This window comes from Roseovarius roseus (genome assembly GCF_043355935.2).
Taxonomy (GTDB): Bacteria; Pseudomonadota; Alphaproteobacteria; order Rhodobacterales; family Rhodobacteraceae; genus Roseovarius; species Roseovarius roseus.
The window spans coordinates 378,930-403,746 of record NZ_JBHFPE020000003.1 but is presented as its reverse complement, the minus strand read 5'-3'; the positions used below and the strand labels follow the sequence as shown (position 1 = coordinate 403,746).

Annotated in this window: 20 protein-coding genes and 1 pseudogene; 11 read left to right on the top strand and 10 right to left on the bottom strand. The window is 62.2% G+C overall.

Annotated features, from left to right (window positions below):
* Positions 1–125 precede the first annotated feature (125 nt).
* The 5 genes and pseudogenes from ACEWPL_RS08265 to cysE form a co-directional block, all read left to right on the top strand.
* A pseudogene (locus ACEWPL_RS08265) lies at positions 126–269 on the top strand (DUF2460 domain-containing protein); the annotation flags it as partial.
* Positions 266–1,153, top strand: coding sequence for a DUF2163 domain-containing protein (locus tag ACEWPL_RS08260; RefSeq protein WP_393933337.1), 888 nt, complete (start codon positions 266–268; stop codon positions 1,151–1,153). The pseudogene ACEWPL_RS08265 and the gene ACEWPL_RS08260, both read left to right, overlap by 4 nt.
* On the top strand, positions 1,150–1,599 hold the full coding sequence (locus ACEWPL_RS08255) for a C40 family peptidase (RefSeq protein WP_393933335.1): 450 nt from the start codon (positions 1,150–1,152) through the stop codon (positions 1,597–1,599). The genes ACEWPL_RS08260 and ACEWPL_RS08255 overlap by 4 nt, the downstream gene beginning before the upstream one ends.
* Positions 1,599–5,621 (top strand): baseplate multidomain protein megatron, encoded by a 4,023-nt coding sequence (locus ACEWPL_RS08250; RefSeq protein WP_393933333.1) that lies wholly within the window; start codon positions 1,599–1,601, stop codon positions 5,619–5,621. Before ACEWPL_RS08255 ends, ACEWPL_RS08250 begins: the two co-directional genes overlap by 1 nt.
* A gap of 173 nt (positions 5,622–5,794) precedes the next feature.
* Positions 5,795–6,601, top strand: coding sequence for a serine O-acetyltransferase (gene cysE, locus ACEWPL_RS08245; protein WP_393933331.1), 807 nt, complete (start codon positions 5,795–5,797; stop codon positions 6,599–6,601).
* Between the two features lie 88 nt (positions 6,602–6,689).
* On the opposite strand, the gene ACEWPL_RS08240 is transcribed toward cysE, so the two are convergent.
* The 7 genes from ACEWPL_RS08240 to ACEWPL_RS08210 all read right to left on the bottom strand — a co-directional run bounded on the left by ACEWPL_RS08240 (position 6,690) and on the right by ACEWPL_RS08210 (position 14,583).
* Positions 6,690–7,616, bottom strand: a complete 927-nt coding sequence (locus tag ACEWPL_RS08240; RefSeq protein ID WP_393933329.1) for a hypothetical protein — start codon at positions 7,614–7,616, stop codon at positions 6,690–6,692.
* A 221-nt stretch (positions 7,617–7,837) separates the two neighbouring features.
* Positions 7,838–9,172: a pyruvate dehydrogenase complex dihydrolipoamide acetyltransferase gene (locus tag ACEWPL_RS08235; protein ID WP_393933327.1), complete on the bottom strand. Its 1,335-nt coding sequence runs from the start codon at positions 9,170–9,172 to the stop codon at positions 7,838–7,840.
* Between the two features lie 12 nt (positions 9,173–9,184).
* Positions 9,185–10,579 (bottom strand): pyruvate dehydrogenase complex E1 component subunit beta, encoded by a 1,395-nt coding sequence (locus ACEWPL_RS08230; RefSeq protein WP_393933325.1) that lies wholly within the window; start codon positions 10,577–10,579, stop codon positions 9,185–9,187.
* 12 nt (positions 10,580–10,591) lie between these two features.
* Positions 10,592–11,602, bottom strand: a complete 1,011-nt coding sequence (pdhA, locus tag ACEWPL_RS08225) for a pyruvate dehydrogenase (acetyl-transferring) E1 component subunit alpha (RefSeq protein ID WP_393933323.1) — start codon at positions 11,600–11,602, stop codon at positions 10,592–10,594.
* 170 nt (positions 11,603–11,772) lie between these two features.
* A complete protein-coding gene (locus tag ACEWPL_RS08220; RefSeq protein ID WP_393933321.1) occupies positions 11,773–12,090 on the bottom strand; it encodes an FtsB family cell division protein in 318 nt (105 codons plus the stop codon).
* Between the two features lie 316 nt (positions 12,091–12,406).
* Positions 12,407–13,300, bottom strand: a complete 894-nt coding sequence (locus ACEWPL_RS08215) for a fructose bisphosphate aldolase (protein ID WP_393933319.1) — start codon at positions 13,298–13,300, stop codon at positions 12,407–12,409.
* Positions 13,301–13,398: 98 nt separating this feature from the next.
* A complete protein-coding gene (locus ACEWPL_RS08210) occupies positions 13,399–14,583 on the bottom strand; it encodes a phosphoglycerate kinase (RefSeq protein ID WP_393933317.1) in 1,185 nt (394 codons plus the stop codon).
* 138 nt (positions 14,584–14,721) lie between these two features.
* Here ACEWPL_RS08210 and ACEWPL_RS08205 point away from each other — a divergent pair, with 138 nt between their 5' ends.
* From ACEWPL_RS08205 to ACEWPL_RS08195, 3 genes are read left to right on the top strand one after another with little or no spacing between them, the layout of a single operon-like run.
* A complete protein-coding gene (locus ACEWPL_RS08205) occupies positions 14,722–15,228 on the top strand; it encodes a peptidylprolyl isomerase (protein ID WP_393933315.1) in 507 nt (168 codons plus the stop codon).
* Positions 15,221–15,772 carry a peptidylprolyl isomerase gene (locus ACEWPL_RS08200; RefSeq protein WP_393933313.1) on the top strand — a complete coding sequence of 184 codons (552 nt, stop codon included), beginning with the start codon at positions 15,221–15,223 and terminating at the stop codon, positions 15,770–15,772. Before ACEWPL_RS08205 ends, ACEWPL_RS08200 begins: the two co-directional genes overlap by 8 nt.
* 2 nt (positions 15,773–15,774) lie before the next feature.
* Positions 15,775–16,575, top strand: a complete 801-nt coding sequence (locus ACEWPL_RS08195) for a DUF4336 domain-containing protein (RefSeq protein ID WP_393933311.1) — start codon at positions 15,775–15,777, stop codon at positions 16,573–16,575.
* Between the two features lie 79 nt (positions 16,576–16,654).
* Here the strand turns inward: ACEWPL_RS08195 and ACEWPL_RS08190 are convergent, their stop codons facing one another.
* The 3 genes from ACEWPL_RS08190 to secA all read right to left on the bottom strand — a co-directional run bounded on the left by ACEWPL_RS08190 (position 16,655) and on the right by secA (position 22,115).
* Positions 16,655–18,214, bottom strand: a complete 1,560-nt coding sequence (locus ACEWPL_RS08190; RefSeq protein ID WP_393933309.1) for a substrate-binding domain-containing protein — start codon at positions 18,212–18,214, stop codon at positions 16,655–16,657.
* Between the two features lie 23 nt (positions 18,215–18,237).
* The gene (locus ACEWPL_RS08185; RefSeq protein ID WP_393933307.1) at positions 18,238–19,266 is read right to left on the bottom strand and encodes a hypothetical protein; all 1,029 of its coding nucleotides are present in this window, start codon (positions 19,264–19,266) and stop codon (positions 18,238–18,240) included.
* 128 nt (positions 19,267–19,394) lie between these two features.
* Positions 19,395–22,115 (bottom strand): preprotein translocase subunit SecA, encoded by a 2,721-nt coding sequence (gene secA / locus ACEWPL_RS08180; protein ID WP_393933305.1) that lies wholly within the window; start codon positions 22,113–22,115, stop codon positions 19,395–19,397.
* A 194-nt stretch (positions 22,116–22,309) separates the two neighbouring features.
* On the opposite strand from secA, the gene ACEWPL_RS08175 reads away from it, so the two are divergent.
* From ACEWPL_RS08175 to ACEWPL_RS08165, 3 genes are read left to right on the top strand one after another with little or no spacing between them, the layout of a single operon-like run.
* On the top strand, positions 22,310–23,170 hold the full coding sequence (locus ACEWPL_RS08175) for a peptidylprolyl isomerase (protein WP_393933303.1): 861 nt from the start codon (positions 22,310–22,312) through the stop codon (positions 23,168–23,170).
* 6 nt (positions 23,171–23,176) lie between these two features.
* Entirely contained in the window at positions 23,177–24,406 is a 1,230-nt protein-coding gene (argJ, locus tag ACEWPL_RS08170) for a bifunctional glutamate N-acetyltransferase/amino-acid acetyltransferase ArgJ (RefSeq protein WP_393933301.1), read from the top strand.
* Positions 24,403–24,801, top strand: coding sequence for a (deoxy)nucleoside triphosphate pyrophosphohydrolase (locus tag ACEWPL_RS08165; RefSeq protein WP_393933299.1), 399 nt, complete (start codon positions 24,403–24,405; stop codon positions 24,799–24,801). Before argJ ends, ACEWPL_RS08165 begins: the two co-directional genes overlap by 4 nt.
* Positions 24,802–24,817 lie beyond the last annotated feature (16 nt).

Sequence of the window (24,817 nt, the reverse complement as noted above, 5' to 3'; positions counted from 1 at the left end):
AAAGCTGACCGCCATATGCAACGATGACGGTGAGACGGCGATGATCGCCGCTCAGTGAACGAGCAACACCGGCTATGAAAAAGCAGGTGGACGCCAGTTCCTACACCACTTCCCGGGGCACTACCCCACCCAACGCGGGCGACACGGTGACTGCCGGGTTCGAATTCGATGTGCCGGTCCGCTTTGACACTGACCGGATCATGGTGAGCGTTGCGAGTTTCCAGGCTGGGGATGCTCCGAACGTGCCAGTGGTGGAGATACGGGTATGAGCAGGATGAACGCCGAGCTGGACGCGCACCTGCGCAGCGGAATCACCACTACGTGCCGCGCGTGGGCGTTGACGCGCAAGGATGGCGTGGTTCTGGGATTTACCGACCATGACGGGCCTTTGGTCTTTGATGGGCTGACATTCCGCGCCGATACTGGCCTGAGCGCGCTTGCCATTCAGCAGACAACCGGCCTTTCGGTCGATAATACGGAGGCGCTGGGTGCACTGAGCGATGCATCGATCCGAGAAGAGGATATCGAGGCGGGTCGCTATGACGGTGCGGAAATCCGCGCCTGGCTGGTCAATTGGCAGGATGTACGTCAGCGGCATCTACAGTTTCGCGGCACGATCGGCGAGCTTCGTAGGTCCGGCGGCGCCTTCGAAGCTGAGTTGCGAGGGCTGACTGAGGCACTGAACCGGCCCATGGGGCGGGTCTATCAAAAGCCCTGCTCGGCCGTTCTGGGTGACAAGGCCTGCGCCTTTGATATGAGCGCGGCAGGATACACTAGCGATCGGGTCGCCGCCGAGATCATTGATCGGCGTGTCTTTCGCTTTGAGCTATTTGCCGGATTCGATGCCGGCTGGTTTCAGCATGGGCGCCTCACGGTGAAAGAGGGCGCCGCCAAAGACCTGCACGGGCTCATCAAACGCGATGTCGTGGAAGCGGACCGGCGCGTGGTCGAGCTGTGGCATCCGTTGCGCGCTGCCGTAACGCCGGGTGACATGCTGCGGCTAGAGGCGGGGTGCGACAAGCGGGCTGTAACCTGTCGCCTGAAGTTTCAGAACCTCTACAACTTTCAGGGCTTCCCGGACATCCCCGGTGACGATTGGTCGATCAGCGATCCGTCACGATCCAGCAGCTTGGACGGGGGGAGCAGGCGATGACAAACGGATCACGGGATACCATCGTAGCAGCGGCACGCGGCTGGATCGGCACGCCCTACTTGCACCAAGCCGCCTGCAAGGGGGCTGGCACAGATTGTCTAGGCCTGTTGCGCGGTGTCTGGCGCGAAGTGCTGGGCGGCGAGCCCGAGACGCCGCCGGCTTACTCGATGGACTGGTCCGAACCTGCGCGCATCGAAGCGCTGTGGCAGGCGGCACACCGCCACCTGCACCCCAAACACATTGACGACGAAGCACCCGGTGACGTGCTGCTTTTCCGGATGCGCGATGGGGCTGTGGCCAAGCATCTGGGCATTGCAGGGCGCATCGGAGCGCAAGCGTCTTTCATTCACGCCTATTCGGGGCATGCAGTGGTCGAAAGCCCTCTGAGCCTGCCTTGGCGGCGCCGCATCGTGGCGCGTTTCACATTTCCTGAGGAGCAACTCTGATGGCGACTATTCTACTATCAGCCGCCGGAGCGGCCATCGGCGGATCGATGGGCGGCACCGTGTTGGGCCTGTCCATGGCGGCGGTCGGGCGCTTTGCTGGGGGTGTCATCGGCCGCTCGATTGATCAGCGATTGCTGGGCCAGGGATCTGACATCGTCGAGACGGGCCGTGCCAGTCGACTGCGGCTGACCGGATCGGGCGAAGGCGATGCGATTGCGCAGGTCTATGGTCGGATGCGCGTCGCCGGGCAGGTGATCTGGGCCACGGAGTTCCGCGAGAAAGTGAACGTGACCAGCAGCAGCGGCGGCGGAAAGGGTGCGCCCAGCGCGCCCAAGGTCCGCCAATACAGCTATTCAGTCAGCATTGCGCTGGCTCTTTGCGAGGGCGAGATCAGCCATGTGGGCCGGATTTGGGCAGATGGCAGTGAACTCACGCGCAATTCGATCACGATGCGGATCTATACTGGCACCCGCGATCAGCTGCCGGACCCCAAGATCGAGGCAGTCGAGGGGGCCGGCACGGTGCCAGCCTATCGCGGCACCGCCTATGTCGTCATTGAAAACCTGGAGCTAGGCCAGTTTGGCAACCGGGTGCCGCAGTTCACCTTCGAAGTGACGCGCCCATCTCAAACCAGCGAAGAGGGTTCGGAACTGGACCCTGCACGCGGGGTGCGCGCGGTTGCGCTGCTGCCGGGCAGCGGCGAATACACGCTGGCCACGACGCCGGTCACAATGAATTACGGAGTAGGCTCTTCGGCTTTGGCCAACATTAACACTCCGTCGGGAAAGTCCGATTTCTCGACATCCCTGGAGGCGCTGACCGGGGAGCTGCCCGCATGTCGTAGCACCTCGCTGATCGTCAGCTGGTTCGGGGACGATTTGCGGTGCGGCTCATGCCGGCTTCAGCCCAAGGTCGAGCAAAAACAGTACGACGCGCGTAACATGCCTTGGGCAGTCGCAGGGCGGACCCGATACTCAGCACCTCTGGTCCCGCAAAACGACGATGGCAGCCCGGTCTACGGGGGCACGCCGGATGATCGCAGCGTTCTGGAAGCCATCAAAGCCCTGAAGCGAGCGGGTCAGGACGTAATGTTCTATCCCTTCATTCTGATGGATCAGGTCGCGGGGAATACCCTCCCTGATCCTTACACCGGCGAGATCGGCCAACCTGCATTGCCGTGGCGAGGGCGCATGACCTTGTCAACGGCACCGGGACAGCCTGGCAGTCCGGATTCGACTGCGGCAGCAGAGGCTGAAATTGCGGCGTTCTTTGGCACGGCACGCGCGTCGGACTTTAGTCTGATCCCCACCATACCGCCGGGGCCTGCTCCTGTCAGCGGGGCGCGGAAAAACGAGTATTTTGACTTGGTCGCATTGTCCAAGCCGGTCGTCTACAGTCCAGTATCCTATACTGGGCCCAATGAGTGGAGCTATCGCCGTTTCGTGCTGCATAATGCGGCCCTTTGCGCAAAGGCGGGCGGCGTCGAAAGTTTCTGCATCGGATCAGAGATGCGCGGGCTGACCCAGCTGCGTGGAGCGAATGGACAATTTCCGGCGGTCGAGGCCCTGATTGATCTGGCCGCCGAGGTGCGTGCCTTGCTGGGGCCGGACGTGAAGATTGGGTATGCGGCCGATTGGTCTGAGTATTTCGGCTATCAGCCGCAAGATGGCAGCGGTGACCGCTATTTTCATCTGGATCCGCTCTGGGCGGATGCGAATATCGATTTCATCGGGATCGACAATTACATGCCCCTCTCGGACTGGCGCGAGGGTCAGGATCACGCGGATGCGCACTGGGGCTCAATCTATAACCTCGACTATCTCAAGGCCAATATCGAGGGCGGCGAGGGGTACGATTGGTACTACCATTCGCCCGAGGCGACTGCAGCGCAAATTCGCACGCCCATCACCGATGAGGAATATGGCGAGCCGTGGGTTTGGCGCTACAAGGATATCTGCAACTGGTGGAAAAACGCTCATCACGATCGCGTAGCTGGTGTGCGAGCCGAAGACCCCACTCCGTGGATTCCGAAATCGAAGCCGATCCGATTTACCGAGATTGGCTGCGCCGCGATCGACAAGGGCACGAATGAGCCGAACAAGTTTGTCGATGCGAAATCCTCGGAATCGGCTTTGCCGAAATTCTCGAACGGTCAGCGTGATGATCTGATCCAGCGCCAGTATCTGCGCGCCATGCGCAGCTACTGGACAGATCCGGCTCATAATCCGATATCACCGGAATATGACGGCCAGATGATCGACATCGACCGGGCTTACGTCTGGGCTTGGGATGCGAGACCGTTTCCGTTTTTTCCCAACAACAGAACCTTGTGGGACGATGGTCAAAATTACGCACGGGGACATTGGCTGACCGGCCGCACCGCTGCGCGGTCGCTGGCGTCGATCGTGCAGGAGATCACGGCGCGTGCGGGTCTTACCCATGTCGACACCTCGCAGCTCTTTGGATACGTCAGCGGATACACTGTCGAACAAGTGAGCGAGGCCCGGTCCGCGTTGCAACCCCTCATGCTGCGCTATGGTTTTGACGCCATTGAAAGGGACGGCGTGCTGATCTTTCGGATGCGCGACGGCTTAGCGGATGCCCAGGTCGGAATGGATCACCTGGTACGCGACGACGAGAATGGCACCCGCCTGGAAGAGACGCGCGGCGGGGCCGCCGAGATTGCGGGTCGTGTGCGTCTGCGGTTTGTAGAGGCCGATAGTGACTTTGACGTCGTCGCCGAGGAGGCGGTTTTGCCTGATGACGCGACGCATGCTGTCTCGACCTCGGAAATTCCGCTGGCCATGACCCGTTCGGAGGGGCGTGCCGTGACCGAGCGCTGGCTGTCCGAAGCGCGGGTCTCCATCGACACAGTGCGCCTCGTCCTGCCGCCGTCGCTGCTGTCACTCGGAGCCGGCGATGTGATCGGCCTGAGCGAGGCCGGCGGCAAGGGTCTCTTCCGGATCGATCGGGTCGAGCAGATGGGAAATGCCCAAAGGATTGATGGCGTTCGGATTGAACCTGAAAGCTATCGGCCCATTGATATCGAGCAGACTCCGCCCGCAGTGCGTCCCTTCGTTCCGCCCGTGCCCGTCTTGCCATTGTTCCTGGATTTGCCGCTGATGACGGGGCAGGAAGAGCCGAGTGCGCCGCATCTTGCCGTCACCGCCCGGCCATGGCCGGGGTCAGCTGCCCTCTACTCTTCGGGCAGCGATTCCAACTATCAATTGAACCGCCTGATCGAGGCGCGGTCCACCATCGGCGTTTTGGAGACCGCGCTCGCGCCCGGCAGTTCAGGCCTGATCGACCGGACGGATGGCGTCACGGTACGTCTCATCTCGGGCTCCCTGGAGAGCGTTGACGATGATGCGTTGCTGGCCGGCGCCAATCTGTGCGCGGTTGGCGACGGCACGGCGGACGGGTGGGAGATGATACAGTTTCGGGATGCCGAGCTGATCGATCGCGATACCTACTTTCTGAGTCATCGCCTGCGGGGCCAGCTGGGCACGGAGCGCTCAGCTGGGTCCGGATGGCCGGAAGGCAGCTATCTGGTCATGATGAACGGCATACCCGGGCAGATCGAGTTGTCGGATGCGCTTCGGCGGCGGGCACAGCACTATCGCATCGGGCCTGCTGGGCGGGCGGTCGATGACCCGTCCTATCAGCATGCGGTGCTTTCCTTTGAGGGGATCGGCCTGCGTCCGTACAGCCCTGCCCATCTGCGCGCGGTGACAAGCACCAATGGAGAGACGTCTGTCACTTGGGTCCGCCGCACGCGCATCGATGGTGACAGATGGGACACACCCGAGGTCCCAATGGGTGAAGAGAGTGAGGCCTATTTGCTGCGCATCATGCAGGGTGATGCGGTGCTGCGAGAGGAGATCACATCGGCACCCATGTGGACCTATGACGCCGGCGCCAGGGCGGAGGACGGGGTCAGTGGATCCTTCGACGTCGAAGTTGCGCAGATATCCGCCAAGTTCGGGCCAGGAGTATTTGCCCGAATAACCGTTGAAAGCTAAGCGGCCGAGATAGAACCCATGCCGCGCGGTCGGAATGATTTCCGGCCGCGCCAAGTCTCGTGGCAGCATCGCAGAGTTGCCAATGTATGCGATTGAAGAACCTAACCACGCCTTTGCATTTCGTCCAGGCCACCTATGTGGTATAAGAGCGCCGCACAAAAGGAGCTTTGGCCATGGGCAAGTCGCACGCACAGCTGACGAAATGCGATCCGGTATGGCACCAGATCACCACCGAGGCCGAGGACGCCATTCGGGGCGAGCCCTTGATGGGCGGCATGATACATTCGAGCATCCTTCATCATAAAACGCTCGAATCCGCGCTGGCCTATCGAACATCGATGAAGCTGGCCTCGAACGAGATGCCTGAGCAGATCCTGCGCGAGATTTGCGACTGGGCCTATCGCAAGGATCCCGATATCGGCATTGCCGCGCGGGCAGACATCGTCGCGGTATTCGACCGCGATCCGGCCTGCGATCGGTTTATTCTGCCGCTGCTCTTCTTCAAGGGATTTCAGGCCATTCAGGCCCATCGGGTCTCGAACCTGCTGTGGCGCGAGGGGCGCCGGGATATGGCACGCTTCTTCCAGATGCGGGTGTCCGAGGCATTTGGCGTCGACATCCATCCCGCTGCCAAGATCGGCAAGGGCATCATGATCGACCACGCACACAGCATCGTCATCGGCGAGACGGCGGTCGTGGGGGACAACGTCTCGATGCTGCATTCCGTGACGCTTGGCGGGACCGGTAAGGAAGAGGAAGATCGTCACCCCAAGATCGGCGATGGCGTGCTTATCGGGGCCGGCGCCAAGGTTCTCGGCAATATCAAGGTGGGCCATTGCAGCCGTATCGCCGCCGGCTCGGTCGTGTTGGAGGAAGTGCCGCCCTGCAAGACGGTGGCGGGGGTGCCCGCGCGGATCGTCGGCGAGGCCGGATGTGATCAGCCTTCTGTGCGCATGGACCAATTGCTGGGCGTGCGCTGAAACTTTTACGCTTTTGAAATGATAAAGCACCGAGCGATTGCTCGGTGCTTTATTTTTGGCTGTTCTCTGGTTTCGGGGATTTGGCCGATTAAAACGCGTTATCCGCCAAAGTCGAAATTGCGTTATGCCGCGGCGACATGATGCTGTCGGCAAGGCTGTTGAGCGGAGCGCTGCTTTTACGCGATCCCAGCGGCATGGTGAATCCAAGCCTGATAGTATCTTCGTCCGCGTCACCGAACCCGCCGACATCCAGATTGGTGCGGGCCAGTTCGAGCGACACCTGGCCGGGCAGATTGCTGATCTGCTGCAGGTCATAGCCCACGCCAAGCCCGTAGGACGTCGCATCCACATTCAGCGCGTCAAAATCCACGCGGCTGATGCCACCGAACCCGATGAAGCCGATCCCAAAATCGTGGCTGGCACCGATACCGATGCTGGTCAGGTTGGTCCCGCCGAAGGCCGTATTCAAGTCACTCAGCTGCCAGTGACCTGCAATCTTAGTTTTGTCCGTGGGCGTATAGGCAACATTTACGCCATAATCCATCCAGTCATCATTCGAGCCCAGCCCGGAAATCGACGCATCAGCACCGCCGACGTTGACTTCCATCTGCAGAAGCTGGCCGCTGTATCCGCCGGTCACACCATAAGACGTGACATCCGCGTTGACGTTGAAAAGACCGTTTCCGTCCAGATCCGTATAATCGACATACGCGCCGAACATCGCGCCTGAGTACATTTGATACTGAAGCTTTGCGCCCAGGTCCGTCACGCCGATATCACCGGAACCATCAGGGTCGGAATGAGCGAAGGATCCGTCCAGATCGATACTCCACCCGTTTTGGAATGCGAAAGTTCCGGTTCCGTCCAGCGTGTAGGTGTTGGCATCGCCACCACCGTCCGAAATGGAAGAGAAACCGTACCCAAGCGTTGCGGCACCAGAGAAATCTTGTGCGCTTGCCAAGCCCGGCACCGCCAAAAGTGCACAAGCCATAATCATGTTCGTTTTCACTGTCATGACACCCACCTCATATTGTTATTATTGATAAGCATCTAGAATCATGAACCGACTCTGCACTTCAAGTGAATTTGAATAATTTTCGAAGATTAGAAAAACACAGCCTTGAATTGCGGAAGTGTGTGACGTTCAAACCATACCCGCAGCAAAGTAAAAAGCGCGCCACTTGGCGCGCTTTCAGGTTTCAATCGAAGCCGGAACTTTATTGCGGCGCGTGTGCCTCAGGCCAACATGACCATCGGGTTTTCCAGGTTCTCAACGATGTGTTTCAGCAGGTCTGCACCCATCGCGCCGTCGATCACCCGGTGGTCGACACTGAGCGTGACGGACATGACCGTCGCAATTGCCAATTCGCCATCCTTGCCGACGACAGGCTTTTTCACGCCCGCTCCCACGGCGAGGATCGCGCCATGCGGCGGGTTGATGACGGCGTCGAAATTGTCAATGCCGAACATTCCAAGGTTCGAAATGGCAAAGCTGCCGCCCTGGTACTCGTGCGGCGCCAGCTTGCGATCACGTGCGCGAGCGGCCAGATCCTTCATCTCGGCAGAAAGGGACGACAGCGACTTCATGTCCGCGTCCTTGAGAACCGGGGTGAAAAGCCCGCCCTCAATGGCGACCGCAACCGCCACATCCGACGGCTTGAGCTGCAGCACACGATCACCGGCCCAGACCGCATTGGCGGCGGGCACGGCCTGAAGAGCCAGCGCGCAGGCCTTGATGATGAAGTCGTTGACGCTCAGCTTGACGCCACGCCCTTCCAACTGCTTATTCAGATCGCCGCGGAATTTCAGCAGCGCGTCCAGCTTGATATCGCGGCGCAGGTAGAAATGCGGCACGGTCTGCTTGGCTTCGGTCAGGCGGGCGGCGATAGTTTTGCGCATGCCGTCCAGCTTGACCTCGGAATACTCACGTCCCTCATAGATCTTGGCAACCGCATCGGCGGACTGCCCCGTCTTGGCAGGCTCGGTCGCGGCGGGGGCGCCCACGGCATCCGCCTCGGCCGCGCCTGCCTTTTTGGCGGGCTTGGCAGTGGCGTTTTCGACATCGGCCTTGACGATGCGGCCATTCGGGCCCGAGCCGTCAATCTGGGTCAGATCCAGACCCTTGTCCGCCGCGATCCGGCGCGCGAGGGGCGAAGCGAAGATACGCTCGCCATCGACGTTTTTGGGCGCGGCGGGCGCCTCGGAAGCCTCGGCGGAGGCGCTCTCCTTGGCGGGCGGCTTATCATCCGATTTGGGCGCAGCCTCCTTGGCGTCATCTTTGTCAGGCGCAGCCTTGCTGGCACCCTCCTCGATGTCGTCGGTGCTCTCGCCTTCTTCCAGCAGGACGGCGATGGCGGTGTTCACTTTCACGCCTTCGGTGCCGGCCTCGATCAGGATCTTGCCGATCGTGCCCTCGTCCACGGCCTCGAATTCCATCGTGGCCTTGTCCGTCTCAATCTCGGCCAGCAGATCGCCAGAGGACACGGTGTCGCCCTCCTTGACCAGCCATTTCGCCAGTGTGCCTTCCTCCATCGTCGGGGAAAGCGCGGGCATCAGAATTTCTGTCGGCATCGCTCTTTCTCCTTACCGGTAGATCACTTTATGCACCGCGTCCAAGACCTCCTTGGTCGAGGTCAGGGCCAGCTTTTCGAGGTTGGCGGCGTAGGGCATGGGCACGTCCTTGCCCAGGCAGTTTATGACGGGCGCGTCTAGATAGTCGAACGCGCGCTCCATGATCACGGCCGAGAGGTGATTTCCAATGGACGCCACCGGGAAGCCTTCTTCGACCGTCACGCAGCGGTTGGTCTTCTGAACCGAGGCGATGACAGTGTCATAGTCGATGGGGCGCAGGGTGCGCAGGTCGATGACCTCAGCTGAAATCCCATCCTCGGCCAATTTCTCGGCAGCCTCCATCGCATAGGTCATGCCGATGCCAAAGCTGACGATGGTCACATCCTCGCCCTCGCGCCAGATGCGCGCCTTGCCGAAGGGAACGGTATAATCCTCCATCACCGGCACATCGAAAGACTTGCCGTAGAGGATTTCGTTTTCCAGAAAGACAACCGGGTTTGGATCGCGGATCGCGGTTTTCAGCAGTCCCTTGGCGTCCGAGGCCGAATAGGGCTGCACCACCTTGAGGCCCGGAATATGCGCATACCACGCCGCATAGTCCTGACTGTGCTGCGCGCCCACGCGGGCGGCGGCGCCGTTGGGACCGCGGAAGACGATGGGGCAACCCATCTGCCCGCCCGACATGTAAAGCGTCTTGGCCGCCGAGTTCAGAATCTGGTCAATCGCCTGCATGGCAAAGTTCCAGGTCATAAATTCGACGATGGGGCGCAGACCGCCAAAGGCCGCGCCGACGCCGATCCCGGCAAAGCCATGTTCGGTAATCGGCGTATCGATCACACGCTTGGCTCCGAATTCCTGCAGCAGGTTCTGGGTGATCTTGTAGGCACCCTGATACTCGGCCACTTCCTCGCCCATGATGAAAACGTCGCCATCGCGGCGCATTTCCTCGGCCATCGCCTCGTTCAGCGCCTCGCGGACAGTCTGCTTTTTCGTCTCGGTGCCTTCGGGCCAGTCGGGCGTGCGGTCCGGCTTCGGGGCTTTTGCCTGCGCGGGAACAGCCTTGGGGGAGTCGGACTTCTTGTCACCCTTGTCCTCGGCTTTCGGCTCTTCCTTGGGCGCCTCGGCTTTGGCGCCGGCATCCGTGTCGATATCGTCGGCGCTCTCGCCCTCTTCCAGCAGAACGGCGATGGCGGTGTTCACCGCAACGCCCTCGGTGCCGGCCTCGATCAGGATCTTGCCGATCGTGCCTTCATCGACGGCCTCGAACTCCATCGTGGCCTTGTCGGTTTCGATTTCGGCCAGGATATCCCCGGACGAGACGGTATCGCCCTCCTTGACCAGCCATTTGGCCAACGTGCCCTCTTCCATCGTGGGGCTGAGGGCGGGCATGAGAATTTCTGTCGGCATATGCGTGGCTCCTCAGGCTTTCTGCGGGACTTCGTCGGCGTAGACATCTGTCCACAGCTCGCTCTCGTCCGGCTCAGGGCTTTCCTTGGCAAACTCGGCCGAGGCGTTGACGATCTGCTTGATTTCCTTGTCGATGGCTTTCAGATCTTCCTCGGTCGCGTGCTTGCCGGTCAGCAGCAGGTCTCGGACATGCTCGATGCAGTCCTTCTCGTCGCGCATCTTCTGCACTTCTTCCCGGGTGCGATACTTGGCCGGGTCCGACATCGAATGCCCGCGATAGCGGTATGTCTTGATCTCAAGGATGTACGGCCCCTTGCCCGCGCGGCAATGCGCGACGGCCTTTTCGCCCGCTTCCTTCACGGCCAGCACGTCCATGCCGTCCACCGCTTCGCCAGGAATGCCGAACGCGTCCCCGCGCTTGTAAAGGTCGGGCGTCGAGGTCGAGCGCTTCTGCGCGGTGCCCATTGCATACTGGTTGTTCTCGATGACGAAGATCACGGGCAGATCCCAGAGCTTGGCCATGTTGAACGTCTCGTAGACCTGGCCCTGGTTCGCGGCGCCGTCGCCGAAATAGGTGAACGTCACGCGGTCATTTTCGCGGTACTTGTCCGAAAACGCGAGGCCGGCCCCCAGCGGCACATTCGCGCCGACAATGCCGTGCCCGCCGTAAAAATGCTTCTCCTTCGAGAACATGTGCATCGAGCCGCCCTTGCCGCGGCTATAGCCGCCCTCGCGGCCCGTCAGCTCGGCCATGACGCCGTCGGGGTCCATCCCGCAGGCCAGCATATGGCCATGGTCGCGGTAGGTGGTAATACGCTTGTCGCCCTCTTCGGCAGCGGCTTCCAGCCCGACGACAACGGCCTCCTGCCCGATATAAAGGTGACAGAACCCGCCGATCAGGCCCATCCCATAGAGTTGGCCCGCCTTTTCCTCGAATCGACGGATCAGCAGCATGTCGCGATAGTACGCCTTCAGCTCATCCGCCGAAGCGTTTGATTTGCTTGCTTTCTTCTGGGCAGCCATTGGCAGGTATCCCCTTGGTTGGCACGTGAATCGTGAATAGTTTAACGCTAAACTATTCGCGGCACAAACAGTTGCGCGGCTGGTCTCACGATAGGCACGCCCCTGCCCATCAGGCAAGCCGGTTCCGCGATGGCGCCGAAATTCGGTGCGATCAGGGATCAAAGCCTTGATTAACGGATGACGATTTCGTCCGTGCGCAGCAGGCCCAGAACCGAGCGCGCCTGTTCGTCCAGCAGATCCAGATCCAGATACGTGTCGGAAAGGCGATGCGTCAGGTTTTCCATTACCGCCACCTCGGCATTCAGCGTATCCAGTTGCGCCTGCAGCTCGCTCGCCTCTGCCTCGATCTCGGCGCGGCTGAAGAGGCCAAAATCCCCCTGCACCGCGGCAAAGGTGAAATACGTGCCCAGCGCGAAAGCGATCACGAAATAGATGAAAACGCCCAATGGGGGCTTCTTGCGATAGGTCACCGGTACTGCCTCGTTCATATGCCTCTGGGCGGGCTTTGGGCCACAGTGCCACAGCGACGCAGCGTTTGGAATCACATTTATGCGTCGCATGGTTGGCGTTGCAATCTTGTGGCAGCCTCGCCTATGTGCACCCGTCAAGGCAGAACGCCAGATGCCCCACACCCGCCGTGACTAATCCGGCCCATATGACGAGACCGACACGCAAGCCGTGACCAATAACCCGATATGCGCGGCGATCTGAGCCTTTGGGCGGGCAATCCTGCACCACAAGACCATGGCTTCGGGGCCGATTTTCAGCAAGAAGAATAGGGACAGTCGTGCTCCCGCCTCGCCCTTAGCCGGCGACAGAAGCCGCGTGAATGCTGTTGATCGTGGCGCCGATGGTCTCGTTGAACTCTTCGTCGGACTGGTCGGCGGACAGACCTTCGGTCAGGGCGCGGCTGAAGCTAGCGATGATGCCGGTGTTCTCGGAAAGGCGGCGGTTCGCCTCGTCCCGGCTGTACCCACCCGAAAGGGCAACGACGCGCATGACGGCGGGGTGCTGTGTCAGGGCACGGTACTGGTTCGCGGTCTCGGGCAGGGTGAGTTTCAGCATCACCTGCGTGCCTTCGGGCAACGCATCCAGATGCCGCTGCAACGCCTCAAGCAAGAGCGCCTCAGCCTCGGCCTTGTCTTTGATGGTGATCGTGACCTCAGGCTCGATAATCGGGATCAGGCCGTGGCCCAGTATCTGCCGGCCCACCTCGAATTGCTGCGCGACGACCGCCTCGATCCCGCTGGCCGAGGCCGCGTCGATAACCGAGCGCATTTTGGTGCCGAAAATTCCGGCGGCAACGGCACGCTCGCAAAGCATATCCAGATCCGGCATCGGCTTCATCAGGCGCACGCCATCTTTCTCGTCCTTCAGGCCCTTGTCGACCTTGAGGAACGGCACGACGCCGCGCTCTTCCCAGAGGTATTTCGCGGAAGGCTTGCCATCGATCTGGCGGTCCATCGTCATCTCGAAGAGGATCGCGCCGACCACCTTGTCACCGTTGAAATCGGGCGCCTGCGCGATGCGGGCGCGCATCGCGTGGATCATGTCGAACATGTCAGCATCGCCGCTATAGGCACTTTCGGGCACGCCATATTGCGCCAGCGCCTTGGGGGTCGAGCCGCCGGACTGATCGAGCGCCGCGACAAAACCGTTTCCGGCGCGAATCTTGTCTGCTTGGGCTGTGTTCGGCATGTCTCGGCTCCGCTGATCTGGAATTCACTGTCAGCCGTGCTTTTAGGTCAGCGCGCGCATGCTTGCAATTGTGGTGGCGCTAACGCGCTGCCCGGTCTTCACCCTTTGAGCGCGGCGACTCCGGGCAGATCCTTACCTTCCATCCATTCGAGGAAGGCGCCGCCTGCGGTGGAGATATAGGTGAAATCCTCGGCCACACCCGCGCGGTTCAGCGCCGCGACGGTATCACCACCGCCTGCAACCGAGATGAGGCTCCCTTTGCGGGTCAGCTCTGCGGCGTGGCGCGCCGCATCGTTCGTGGCGGTGTCGAAGGGCGTGAGCTCGAACGCGCCCAGCGGGCCGTTCCAGATCAGCGTCTTGGCAGTGTCCAGCACCTGCGCCACACGCCGCACGCTTTGCGGGCCGGCGTCCAGGATCATCGCGTCGTCGGGGCACAGATGCACGGCCAGCGTCTCGTGCGGGGCATTCTCGGCGAACTCGCGCGCAATGACGATATCGGCGGGCAGGACGATCTCGCAGCCCTCTGTGGCGGCCTTGGTCATGATCTCGCGCGCGGTGGCGGCCATGTCATGCTCGCAAAGGGATTTGCCCACATGCAGACCCTGCGCCGCGAGGAAAGTGTTGGCCATGCCGCCACCGATGACAAGGCTATCTACCTTCTCGACGAGGTTGCTCAGAAGGTCCAGCTTGGTCGAGACCTTGGCGCCGCCAACAACTGCCACGACGGGCCGTTTGGGGTGGCTCAGCGCCGCCTCCAGCGCCTCCAGCTCGGCCTGCATCAGGCGGCCTGCGCAAGACGGCATCAGATGCGCGATGCCAGTGGTGCTGGCATGGGCGCGGTGGGCGGCGGAAAAGGCATCGTTGCAATAGACATCGCCCAGTGCGGCAAGGCGGTGGGCGAACTCCGGGTCATTCGCCTCTTCGCCGGGATAGAACCGGATGTTTTCCAGCAAAAGCACCTCGGCGGCGGCGGCCTCGGCCGTCAGGTTCTCGGCGCCGTCCAGCGTTTCGATCAGCCGCACGCTATGGCCCAGCGCCTTTTCCAGCGCGGGCAGCACGACGCGCAGCGACAGATCCAGAACGACCTTGCCCTTGGGCCGGCCGAAATGGGCGATGAGGACGGGGCGCCCGCCCTTGGCCAGAATATCCTCGACCGTGGGCACGATCCGCTCGATCCGCGTGGCGTCGGTGACGCGGCCATTCTCGACCGGCACGTTGATATCGACGCGCACCAGCACACGCTTGGCCGTCAGGTCGATGTCGTCGAGGGTTTTCCAGCTCATGTCGCTCTCCTTGGCCGCGGGATCGGTCGCCGCCCCTCTTGGCGCGGCGGCGCGCAGCCGTCAAGACGGGCGCGCTTGGCAAGCCCCGTCCAAGCCCCTAGATATTGCAGCAACGCATTTCAAATAGAGGAGGCCGCCATGGCCGAGATCAAAGACCCCGAAAACACCATCCTGATCGAGCTGAAGGACGGCACCGTCGCGATCGAGCTATTGCCCGATGTGGCTCCCGGCCATTCTGACCGCATGAAAGAGCTGGCGCGCGGCGGCGCCTATGACAACGTCGCGTTCCACCGGGTGATCGACGGTTTCATGGCGCAGACGGGCGATGTGCAGAACGCCAACATGGAAAAGGATTACAACCCTCGCGCCGCCGGCACTGGCGGCAGCGATCTGCCCAACCTTAAGGCCGAGTTTTCTAAGATCCCGCATGATCGCGGCACGCTGGGCGCGGCGCGCAGTGCCAATCCCGACTCTGCGAACAGCCAGTTCTTCATCAATTTCAAGGACAACCATTTCCTCAACGGCCAATACACGGTCTATGGCCGCGTCATTCAGGGCATGGAGCTTGTCGACAACATCACCAAGGGCGAGCCGCCCGCGAATCCCGACCGCATGATCAGCGTCAAGGTGGCCGCAGATGCGTAACCTTCTGGCAGCTTTCCTGATCACCGCAGGCGCGCCCGCACTGGCTACCGGCCTTGAAATCGATATCGCGGGCGAAGCGAATGGCACCGTGACCATCGACCTTTTCGAGGATTTCGCCCCGAACCATGTCGAGCAGATCGTGACCCTGGCCGAGCAAGGCGCCTATGACGGCGTCGTCTTTCACCGCGTGATCGACGGATTCATGGCGCAGACAGGCGATGTCGAGTTCGGCAAAATCGAGGGCGGCGACATGCGCCGTGCAGGCTCTGGCGGCAGCGATCTGCCTGATCTCAAGGCTGAATTCTCGGATCAGCCCTTTGAAGAGGGCGTCATCGGCATGGCCCGCAGCCAGAGCCCGGACAGCGCGAACAGCCAGTTCTTCATCATGTTCGGCGCCGCCGCGCATCTCAACGGCCAATATACCGTGGTCGGCAAGGTGACGGATGGCATGGACGTGGTGAACGCGATCAAGCGCGGCACCGGCGGAAATGGCGCGGTTGTCGGCCAGCCTGACGTTATGACCGACGTGCGCGTCATCGACTGACCTTGGCGCACTCTACGCATGCCACGGGCTATGAGCCTCTGAACACGCTCAAGCCCGTGGCAAACGATATCTGGGTTATCGACGGGCCTGCGCTGCGCTTTTACGGCATGCCCTATTCGACCCGCTGCACGGTGGTCCGGCTGCAGAATGGCGATCTCTGGGCGCATTCGCCGACCGCCCTTACAGATGAGCTTTGTTCCGAACTGGACGCACTCGGTCCGGTGCGCCACCTCATCGCGCCCAACTGGATCCATTACGCATCTGTCGCAGAGTGGCAGGGCGCCTATCCCGAGGCAATCGCCCACGCCGCCCCCGGAGTGGTCCGCCGCGCGGCGAGGAAGGGGATAAACGTCACCTTCGATCATGATCTGGGTCAGAACGCGCCCGCCCCCTGGGAGGCCCAGATCGACCAGATGATCGTTCAAGGCAGCAATATGCACCAGGAGGCGGTGTTTTTTCACCGCGCCTCGGACACACTCATTCTGGCCGACCTCATCGAGAATTTCGAGACGGCCAAACTTCCGATCTGGATGCGCCCCCTTGTCTGGATCGCCGGTATCGACGACAGCGATGGCAAGATGCCACCCGACATGCGGATGACCTTTCGCAAGGCCGCGCTGGCCGACTCTGTCGAGCGGATGATTGCATGGGCGCCGGAGCGCATCATCCTCTCGCATGGCCGCTGGTACCAGCGCGACGGCATCGCCGAGTTGCGCCGCGCCTTTCGCCGTGTTTTGCGCGACCGCGAGTGGACAGCGGCGATGGACCGGATCGAGGCGGATCGCGCGCGCTCCGACGACTAAGCGCAGCACCCTGCTTTTTCTTGGTAAAAATACCCCTTGTGGACCATGCGATGCCAGGCGCGACGTCCAAAGCGGAGCGCTAGCGCATCCAGATTTCGACCCGGCGATTGGCGCCGCGGCCCCATTCGCTATCGTCGCAGGCCATTGGCATTGCCTCGCCAAAAGCCTCGGTCTCCAGTTGCAGCCGATCCAGCTGCGCCGTCTCGGCGCTTTGGATCACCGCATCGCGCACCGCATCGGCGCGGCGCAGCGCGATGGTTCTGTTGGCCGCCGCCGGACCCTCGCCATCCGAAAAACCGACGAAGAGTAGCTGCCGCCCGTCGTAGAACCCGCTTTCCAGCGCGCGCGCGAGGCTATCGACGTTCGAGCGTGATTGCGCATCCAGCCGAGCAGACCCCGGCTCGAACCGGAAAGTGGTGGTCAGGCGCTTGAGCGGGCTGAGCACGCGCACCATGCCCTGCAGATCCTCAAGGCTCACATCCTCACCCGCGCGCAGCACGGCATTGGCAAAGCGATCACCCTGATCGTCGATGGCGATCTCCTCGGGCAGTTGATCGACGAAACCGGCACGGCGGATCACCAGCTGCGCCGCCGGCTCGCGGGTGAAGGCGAGGAATTCGCGCATCAACTTCGGCAGGCGCCGCGCGGGCAGGTATAGGAACATGGGCGCCGTCAGGGGATAGTCTTCGGTCTTGACCGCGCGGCGCGTGGCGGTCATGCCAAAGCCGCATTCCCCGGTCAGCGCCAACTCGAAGGTCAGACCCCTTTCCGACCGGCTGCCGATCCCGATCGCGAACGGGTCCTGTGCCACCGCCTGCGACAGCGCCTCACCATCCAGGTGCCGGATCGCGCCCTCGACAAAGCTACCCGCGTCGCCGCGCAGCATCCGCCGCTCGGTCGACTGACCAAGGCCGGTAGTGGTGTCGTGCAGATGCACCGCGATGGGCGCATCCGCGCCGCCAAGGCTGACCCAATCCGTGATCTCGCCCGACAGGATCTGCGCCAATTGCGGCGTAGTGACGGATGTCACCGGGTTTCCCGCCGAAACCAGAGGCACCAGCGCATCCAGCGCCAGAACACGGCTGCGCCGCGCGTCGCGCAGATCGCCGAGGCCCACCTCGCGGCCCCGGATCGCTTCGGCCCGCGTAACCTCGCGCAGGGACATCACCATGTCAGCCTCGCCCGCCAGCAGATCGGCGAAACCTTCATCCGTATTGGTCAGCCGGATGTGAAACTGCCCCCGCGCATCGCCGCTTTGCGGGTCCGAAAGCGTGTAGCTGAACGCGATGTCTGTGCTGTTCTCGCGCGACAGCTCCAACCCCTGTCGCAGGGCAAAAGCCTCGATCAGGGCGGGCATCAGGACGCGGCCCATCGTGGGCGCCCCCGACAGGGTCGCTTCGGCCACATAGGCATTCAGATTGGGGCATCCCGGCCCCTCGCAGAGCACGCCCGAGCCATCGACTGTCAGCTCGCCATAGATGGTATCGACGCGGTAGAATTCACCGTCAAAGCCCAGAAGGTCGCCCGTGATGGTCACGTCCCCGTCGCGCGACGTCAGCGTGACGTCCTGCGCCGCCGCGCCAATAGCCGCCAGACAAGGAAAAAGTGCGGCGAAGATCGCCGCACGTAGCTGTATCATCTGGTTGCCCTCAAGCCCGCGTGTCAGTTGCGTGCAATCGTGAGGTCATTCAGCAGATTATTCAACACCAGAAAGTCCCCGACCGCATCGCATTGCGGCATCATCAGCGTCACATCCTGGACGCGCAGCGCACCGCCCACCTCCAGCTCAAGGGCCTGCGCCTCGATATCGCGGTTGCAGTTGGCCTCGGTCACCTCGGCTTCGACGCGCAGCTCGACCTGGCCATCGCGGCCCTCCAACTGGCTGGGGAAAGTGTAGACCTCGGCCATCAGTGGGTTCGGCTGATCCGCGTTTCCAAGGCGGGTCAGAAAGCCGTGGTTGCCATCGGCGGCGGCGGCCACATCGCGGCTGGCGCCGGACCAGACATGGCCCTCGTCCGCGTAATCCGAGCCGAATTCCAGCGCATGAAGCTGTAGACCTGCATCGCCCTGCCACTGCACCGCGACGCGCTGATAATAGCCAATGCCCTCTACCTCGGCACTGGCCACAACCCCCTGTCCATTGGCAAAGGACGCGATGAACGACGCACGGCGCGACAAGGCAGGGACCAGCATGCTGGCATAGCCGCCATCATCCGTCACTTCGGTGAACATCATGCCGTTATGGTGCAGGGTAAACCGCTCGCCCGGGGCGCAGGGCGCATCCAGCGCCAGCGCGACCATCGCGCCAGCGGCCGCATCGGCCTGCAGGGAATAGTCGCAGATCAGGCTTGGGGCAGGCTCTTCCGCCGGCAGGGCATCGGTCAGGATTTGCCCCACGGCATCGTCCAGCGCCGCCTCGCGGATCTCACTGAGTGCCGGCAGGTGCGGCAGCTTTCCCGGTGCGGGCGCGGCACTTGGCAATGTCGGTGCGGCAGACGTCAACGTGATGGAGGACAGATGCAGCGCCCCATTTGCAGCGGCCGCGCCCTGCGGAACGCTCGAGCCGAGGACGGGCGCGGGGCTTTGCTGTGCAACCGGAGCAACAGCGCTGCGCGATTGCATGAAATGGCCCGCGCCCAGCGCCAATGCCAGCGTGCCACATCCCATCGCGATCATCTTGAGCTTATCCATACCCTACCTCCACACGCCTGTAAGATCAGGTCGTTCAAGGTGGGTACCTGCCGAAAAGGGCGCGCATGTGGCATAAGCGCGGAGTCATTCGGGCCGCCATGTGGCAGCCCGATGGTGGTATCAGTGGATCAGGCGATGCGCCCGTGGCAATGTTTGAACTTCTCGCCGGAGCCGCACGGGCAGGCCGAATTGCGCCCGGGATTGCCCCAGGTGGCCGGATCGTTCTCGTCAAAGCCTTCCCGCGCAGCCTCGGAGGGACGCTGGGCAGTCTCGCGGCCATCCTCCTGCGGAGTGGCCGCATCGGTTTGAGCCTTGAGCGCCTTGCGCTCCTCGATCATCTTTTGCAGCATCGCCTGCTGATCGGCCTCCGACACCGGCTGCACCTGGCCCAGTTTCTGGGTCACGTCCTGACGCAGGCTGTCCAGCATCGACTCAAAGAGGCTGAATGCCTCGTTCTTGTACTCGTTCAACGGATCACGCTGCGCATAGCCGCGGAAGCCGACGACGCTGCGCAGATGCTCCAGCGTCAGAAGATGCTCGCGCCACTTGGCGTCGATGGTCTGCAGCAATAGCTGCTTTTCGACCATGCGCATGTTGCCCGCCCCGAAGGCGACGGCCTTCTTCGCCATCATCTCGTTCGCGTGCTTCTCGATGCGCTCGCTGATATCCTCGTCGTCGACGCCTTCCTCATCGGCCCATGCCTGCACCGGCAGGTCCATGTTCAGATGCTCGAGGATGGCGGCGTGCAGCCCCTCCATGTCCCACTGATCGGCATAGGTCTTGGGCGGCATGTATTGATCGACCAGATCGTCGATCACCTCGCCGCGCATGTCCTTGACGATCTCGCTCAGGTCGTCGGCGCGCATGATGTCGAGCCGCTGCTTGAAGATAACCTTGCGCTGCTCGTTCATCACGTCGTCAAATTTGAGCAGCTGCTTGCGGATATCGAAGTTGCGCCCCTCGACCTTGGCCTGCGCGCGCTCCAGTGACTTGTTCACCCAGGGATGAATGATCGCCTCATCCTCTTTCATGCCAAGACCGGACAGCACCTTTTCCAGACGCTCGGAGCCGAAGATACGCATCAGGTCGTCGTCCAGCGACAGGAAGAACGACGATTGCCCCGGATCGCCCTGGCGGCCCGAGCGGCCGCGCAGCTGGTTGTCGATACGGCGGCTCTCGTGCCGCTCGGTCGCGAGAACAAAGAGACCGCCTGCGTCCTTGACCGCCTGCTCTTCTTCCTTGTGGCCTTCTTCGATGCGGGCGCGGATCTCAGCCGGATCGCCCTCGGGGTCGGCGTGTATCGCCTCCATGATCTTGAGGTCGATATTGCCGCCCAGTTTGATGTCAGTCCCGCGGCCCGCCATGTTGGTGGCGATGGTGACGGCGCCCAGCTTGCCCGCGTCGCCGACGATTTGCGCCTCTTTCTCGTGCTGGCGCGCATTGAGGACGTTATGCGGGATGCCGGCATTGGTCAGTAGCTGGCTGATCATCTCGGACTTCTCGATCGAGGTGGTGCCGACCAGCGTCGGCTGGCCCTTCTCATGCGCTTCCTTGATCTCCTCGACGACGGCCTTGTACTTCTCGGCGGTGGTGCGGAAGACCGCGTCATCCTTGTCGATCCGCGCGATGGGCCGGTTGGTGGGCACGGCGACCACGCCCAGACCGTAGATTTCGGCAAATTCATCAGCTTCGGTCATCGCCGTGCCGGTCATGCCCGACAGCTTGTCATAGAGACGGAAATAATTCTGGAACGTCACCTGCGCGAGCGTCACGTTCTCGGGCTTGATGTCGGCGCCCTCCTTGGCCTCGATGGCCTGATGCAGGCCGTCCGACAGACGGCGGCCCGCCATCATGCGCCCGGTGAATTCGTCGATCAGCACGACCTCGTCATCACGGACGATGTAATCCTTGTCCTTCTGGAACAGCTTGTGCGCGCGCAGACCCTGATTGACATGGTGCACGATGGTGGTGCTTTCCGGGTCATAGAGCGACTGGTCCTCGGGCAGGATGCCGCGTTCGACCAGCAGGGTTTCAAGAAACTCGTTGCCCTCGTCGGTGAATGTCACACCGCGGGTCTTTTCATCTACCTTGTAATGGTCTTCCGCCAGTTCGGGGATCAACTTGTCGATGGCGATATAAAGATCGCTGCGATCCTGCGCGGGACCCGAGATGATGAGGGGCGTGCGCGCCTCGTCGATCAGGATGCTGTCGACCTCGTCCACGATGGCATAATGATGCCCGCGCTGGCTCATCTGGGTCAGCTCGGATTTCATGTTGTCGCGCAGATAGTCGAAACCCAGCTCGTTATTCGTGGCATAGGTCACGTCGCAGGCGTAGGCGCGCTGCTTTTCATCCTCGGGCTGTTGGGGATAAACAACGCCCGTCGTCATTCCGAGGGCGGAAAAGACCGCGCTCATCCATTCGGCGTCCCGCTTGGCGAGGTAGTCGTTGACGGTGACGATATGCACGCCCTTGCCGGTCAGCGCGTTGAGATAAGCCGGTAAAGTCGCGACCAGGGTCTTGCCCTCGCCGGTCTTCATCTCGGAAATGTTACCCTGATGCAGAAAGATCCCGCCCATCAGCTGCACGTCGAAGGCCCGCAGGCCCAGCGCGCGGCGCGCGGCCTCGCGGCAGTTGGCGAAGGCTTCGGGCAGTAGCGCATCAAGACTCTCGCCGCCCTGCAGGCGCGCACGCAACTCATCGGTCTTGGCGATGATGCCGGCGTCGTCCAGTGCCTCGATCTCGGGCTCCAGCGCGTTGATCTTGGCGACCAAGGGGCGCGTGGCCTTGACCTTGCGGTCATTGGGCGTGCCGAAAACCTTACGGGCGACCGTTCCTAAACCCAGCATGTGCAATCCGTTCCCGTCTTTTGATTTCTTCGTGTTCGGCAATGCCTTGTCCCGTTTCCATTGCACCCCTATCTCGGGAGGGGTATCAGCGGGATATGCCTTTATTCAAAGGCGATGTAAGCGCCTGCTGGCTTAGTGTCAACGTCGCGCACCCTGCGCGGCACCTGCCGAAGACAACTGTGAAGGAACGTTCAATGCTAGACCGTATCAAACCGATTGCCACCTGCGCCATGCTGATGGGGGCACTCGGCGCTGCGCCGGTCCTCGCCCAAGACGACGCGCCCAGCGCGGATACCGTCGTTGCCACCGTGGATGGCACCGATATCACCCTTGGTCACATGCTGATCCTGCGCGCCGGACTGCCGGAGCAATTTCAGCAAGTGCCCGCCGATGTGCTCTTTCCCGGCATCCTCGATCAGCTGATCCAGCAGACGCTGCTGTCGGATGCGCATGAGGGCGATCTGCCCCGCCGCGCCGCGCTGGCCCTGGAAAACGAGCGCCGCGCGCTGATCGCCGCCGAAGAGATGGCTGCGATTTCCGAGGCTGCCGTCACCGACGAGGCGATTCAGACCTATTTCGACGACAACTACACCGGCGGCGATCCAGTCACCGAATACAATGCCGCGCATATCCTGGTCGAGACCGAGGAAGAGGCGCAGGCGCTGGTCGAAGAAGCTCGCGGTGGCGCCGATTTCGCCGTCTTGGCCGAAGAGCATTCCACTGGTCCCTCCGGCCCCTCCGGCGGCGCGTTGGGCTGGTTCAGCGAAGGCATGATGGTCGAGCCGTTCCAGACCGCCGTGGAAGGCATGGAAGCGGACAGCATCAGCGATCCGGTTCAAACCCAATTCGGCTGGCACGTGATCAAGCTGATCGAGACTCGCGCCAAGGATACCCCCGATCTTGAGCAGGTGCGCCCCGAGATCGTCGACGCCCTGCGTCAGCAGGCGATCGAGCAGAAGGTGACCGAGCTGCAAGAGAGCAGCAAGATCGACCGCAAGGCGGGCGATGAGATGGACCCCACCGTGCTCAATCAGATGAACCTTCTGGAAGAGTAAACGCACGTGGCCAAGATCACCTCCGTCTCGCCACTGGCGCCCGCCGCCTTCCCGGACCTCCCCGTGATCAAGGGGGTTCGGTTTGCCAGTATCGCCGCCGGTGTGCGCTATCAGGGCCGCACCGACGTGATGCTGGCGCATCTGGCGCTGGGCAGCACGGTGGCGGGGGTGTTCACCCGATCGGCCACCCGGTCGGCCCCGGTGCTGGACTGCCAGGCCAAGATCGGCCGCAGCGGAGATGAGGGCGCGGCCATTGTCGTGAACTCGGGCAATTCCAATGCCTTTACCGGCGCGCGCGGGGTCGAGTCCGTGCGCGCCGTGACCGGCGCCGTGGCCGATACGCTCGGTCTGCCCGCGCACCGCGTCTTTTCCTCCTCGACCGGCGTGATCGGTGAGCCAATGAAACACGAGCGAATCATCGCCGTGCTGGGCGATCTGAAATCTGCGCTGCGCGAGGATGGCATTGCCGATGCGGCCCGCGCGATCATGACGACCGACACCTTCCCCAAGGGCTCGGCCACCGAGGTGGATGTGGACGGCAAGACGGTGCGCATCGCGGGTATCGCCAAGGGATCGGGCATGATCGAGCCTGATATGGGCACGATGCTGGTCTATATCTTTACCGATGCCGCCGTGCCGCAGCCGGTGCTGCAATCCATGGTTTCCGCCCTGAACCGCACAACGTTCAACTGCATCACGGTCGACAGCGATACATCGACCTCCGATACGCTGCTGGTCGGCGCGACGGGTGCCTCGGGCGCGCAGATCACCGAGCATTCCATCGGCTTCATGGAAGGGCTGCGCCGCGTCATGCTGGACCTCGCGCAGCAGGTTGTGCGCGACGGTGAGGGTGCGACCAAGCTGGTCGAGATATCCGTCACCGGCGCCGCCAGCGACGCCGATGCGCATCGGCACGCCAAATCCATCGCCAATTCACCGCTGGTCAAAACCGCCATCGCCGGGGAGGATCCCAACTGGGGCCGCGTTGTGATGGCCGTGGGCAAATCCGGCGCGCGCGCGGATCGCGATACGCTGTCGATCTGGTTCGGCGACATCAAGGTTGCCGAAAACGGCTGGGTCAGCCCCGAATATGACGAGGACCGCGCCGCCGCCTACATGAAAGGGCAGGAGTTGATCATCCATGTCGATCTGGGCCTTGGTGGCGGCACCGCGCGCGTCTGGACCTGCGATCTGACGCATGGCTATATCGACATCAACGCCGACTATCGCTCGTGAAGGTCATTCTGGTTTCGGCCGTCGCACTGATCGACGTCGATGGCCGCGTTCTTTTGGCCCAGCGGCCCGAGGGCAAGTCGATGGCGGGCCTTTGGGAGTTTCCGGGCGGCAAGGTGGAGTCGGGCGAGAGCCCCGAGGCGGCCCTGATCCGCGAACTGCACGAAGAGCTGGGCATCGACACCTGGGCCAGCTGCCTCGCGCCGCTGACCTTTGCCAGCCATAGCTACGACGATTTCCATCTGCTCATGCCCCTCTTTGCCTGCCGCAAATGGGACGGCATCGTTCAGGGGCGTGAAGGGCAGGCGTTGACATGGGTGCGCCCAAACCAGTTGCGCGACTACCCCATGCCGCCGGCCGATATTCCATTGATCCCGATCCTGCGCGACTGGCTGTAAGATCGGCACAGAAAAA

Coding starts and splice junctions, on each gene's coding strand:
- cysE (WP_393933331.1), top strand. CDS start 5,795: ATGGGCAAGTCGCACGCACAGCTGACGAAATGCGATCCGGTATGGCAC.
- ACEWPL_RS08235 (WP_393933327.1), bottom strand. CDS start 9,172: ATGCCGACAGAAATTCTGATGCCCGCGCTTTCCCCGACGATGGAGGAA.
- ACEWPL_RS08220 (WP_393933321.1), bottom strand. CDS start 12,090: ATGAACGAGGCAGTACCGGTGACCTATCGCAAGAAGCCCCCATTGGGC.
- ACEWPL_RS08210 (WP_393933317.1), bottom strand. CDS start 14,583: ATGAGCTGGAAAACCCTCGACGACATCGACCTGACGGCCAAGCGTGTG.
- ACEWPL_RS08175 (WP_393933303.1), top strand. CDS start 22,310: ATGCTAGACCGTATCAAACCGATTGCCACCTGCGCCATGCTGATGGGG.
- ACEWPL_RS08200 (WP_393933313.1), top strand. CDS start 15,221: ATGCGTAACCTTCTGGCAGCTTTCCTGATCACCGCAGGCGCGCCCGCA.
- ACEWPL_RS08230 (WP_393933325.1), bottom strand. CDS start 10,579: ATGCCGACAGAAATTCTCATGCCCGCCCTCAGCCCCACGATGGAAGAG.
- ACEWPL_RS08215 (WP_393933319.1), bottom strand. CDS start 13,300: ATGCCGAACACAGCCCAAGCAGACAAGATTCGCGCCGGAAACGGTTTT.
- ACEWPL_RS08205 (WP_393933315.1), top strand. CDS start 14,722: ATGGCCGAGATCAAAGACCCCGAAAACACCATCCTGATCGAGCTGAAG.
- ACEWPL_RS08185 (WP_393933307.1), bottom strand. CDS start 19,266: ATGGATAAGCTCAAGATGATCGCGATGGGATGTGGCACGCTGGCATTG.
- ACEWPL_RS08260 (WP_393933337.1), top strand. CDS start 266: ATGAGCAGGATGAACGCCGAGCTGGACGCGCACCTGCGCAGCGGAATC.
- ACEWPL_RS08255 (WP_393933335.1), top strand. CDS start 1,150: ATGACAAACGGATCACGGGATACCATCGTAGCAGCGGCACGCGGCTGG.
- ACEWPL_RS08250 (WP_393933333.1), top strand. CDS start 1,599: ATGGCGACTATTCTACTATCAGCCGCCGGAGCGGCCATCGGCGGATCG.
- ACEWPL_RS08190 (WP_393933309.1), bottom strand. CDS start 18,214: ATGATACAGCTACGTGCGGCGATCTTCGCCGCACTTTTTCCTTGTCTG.
- pdhA (WP_393933323.1), bottom strand. CDS start 11,602: ATGGCTGCCCAGAAGAAAGCAAGCAAATCAAACGCTTCGGCGGATGAG.
- secA (WP_393933305.1), bottom strand. CDS start 22,115: ATGCTGGGTTTAGGAACGGTCGCCCGTAAGGTTTTCGGCACGCCCAAT.
- ACEWPL_RS08240 (WP_393933329.1), bottom strand. CDS start 7,616: ATGACAGTGAAAACGAACATGATTATGGCTTGTGCACTTTTGGCGGTG.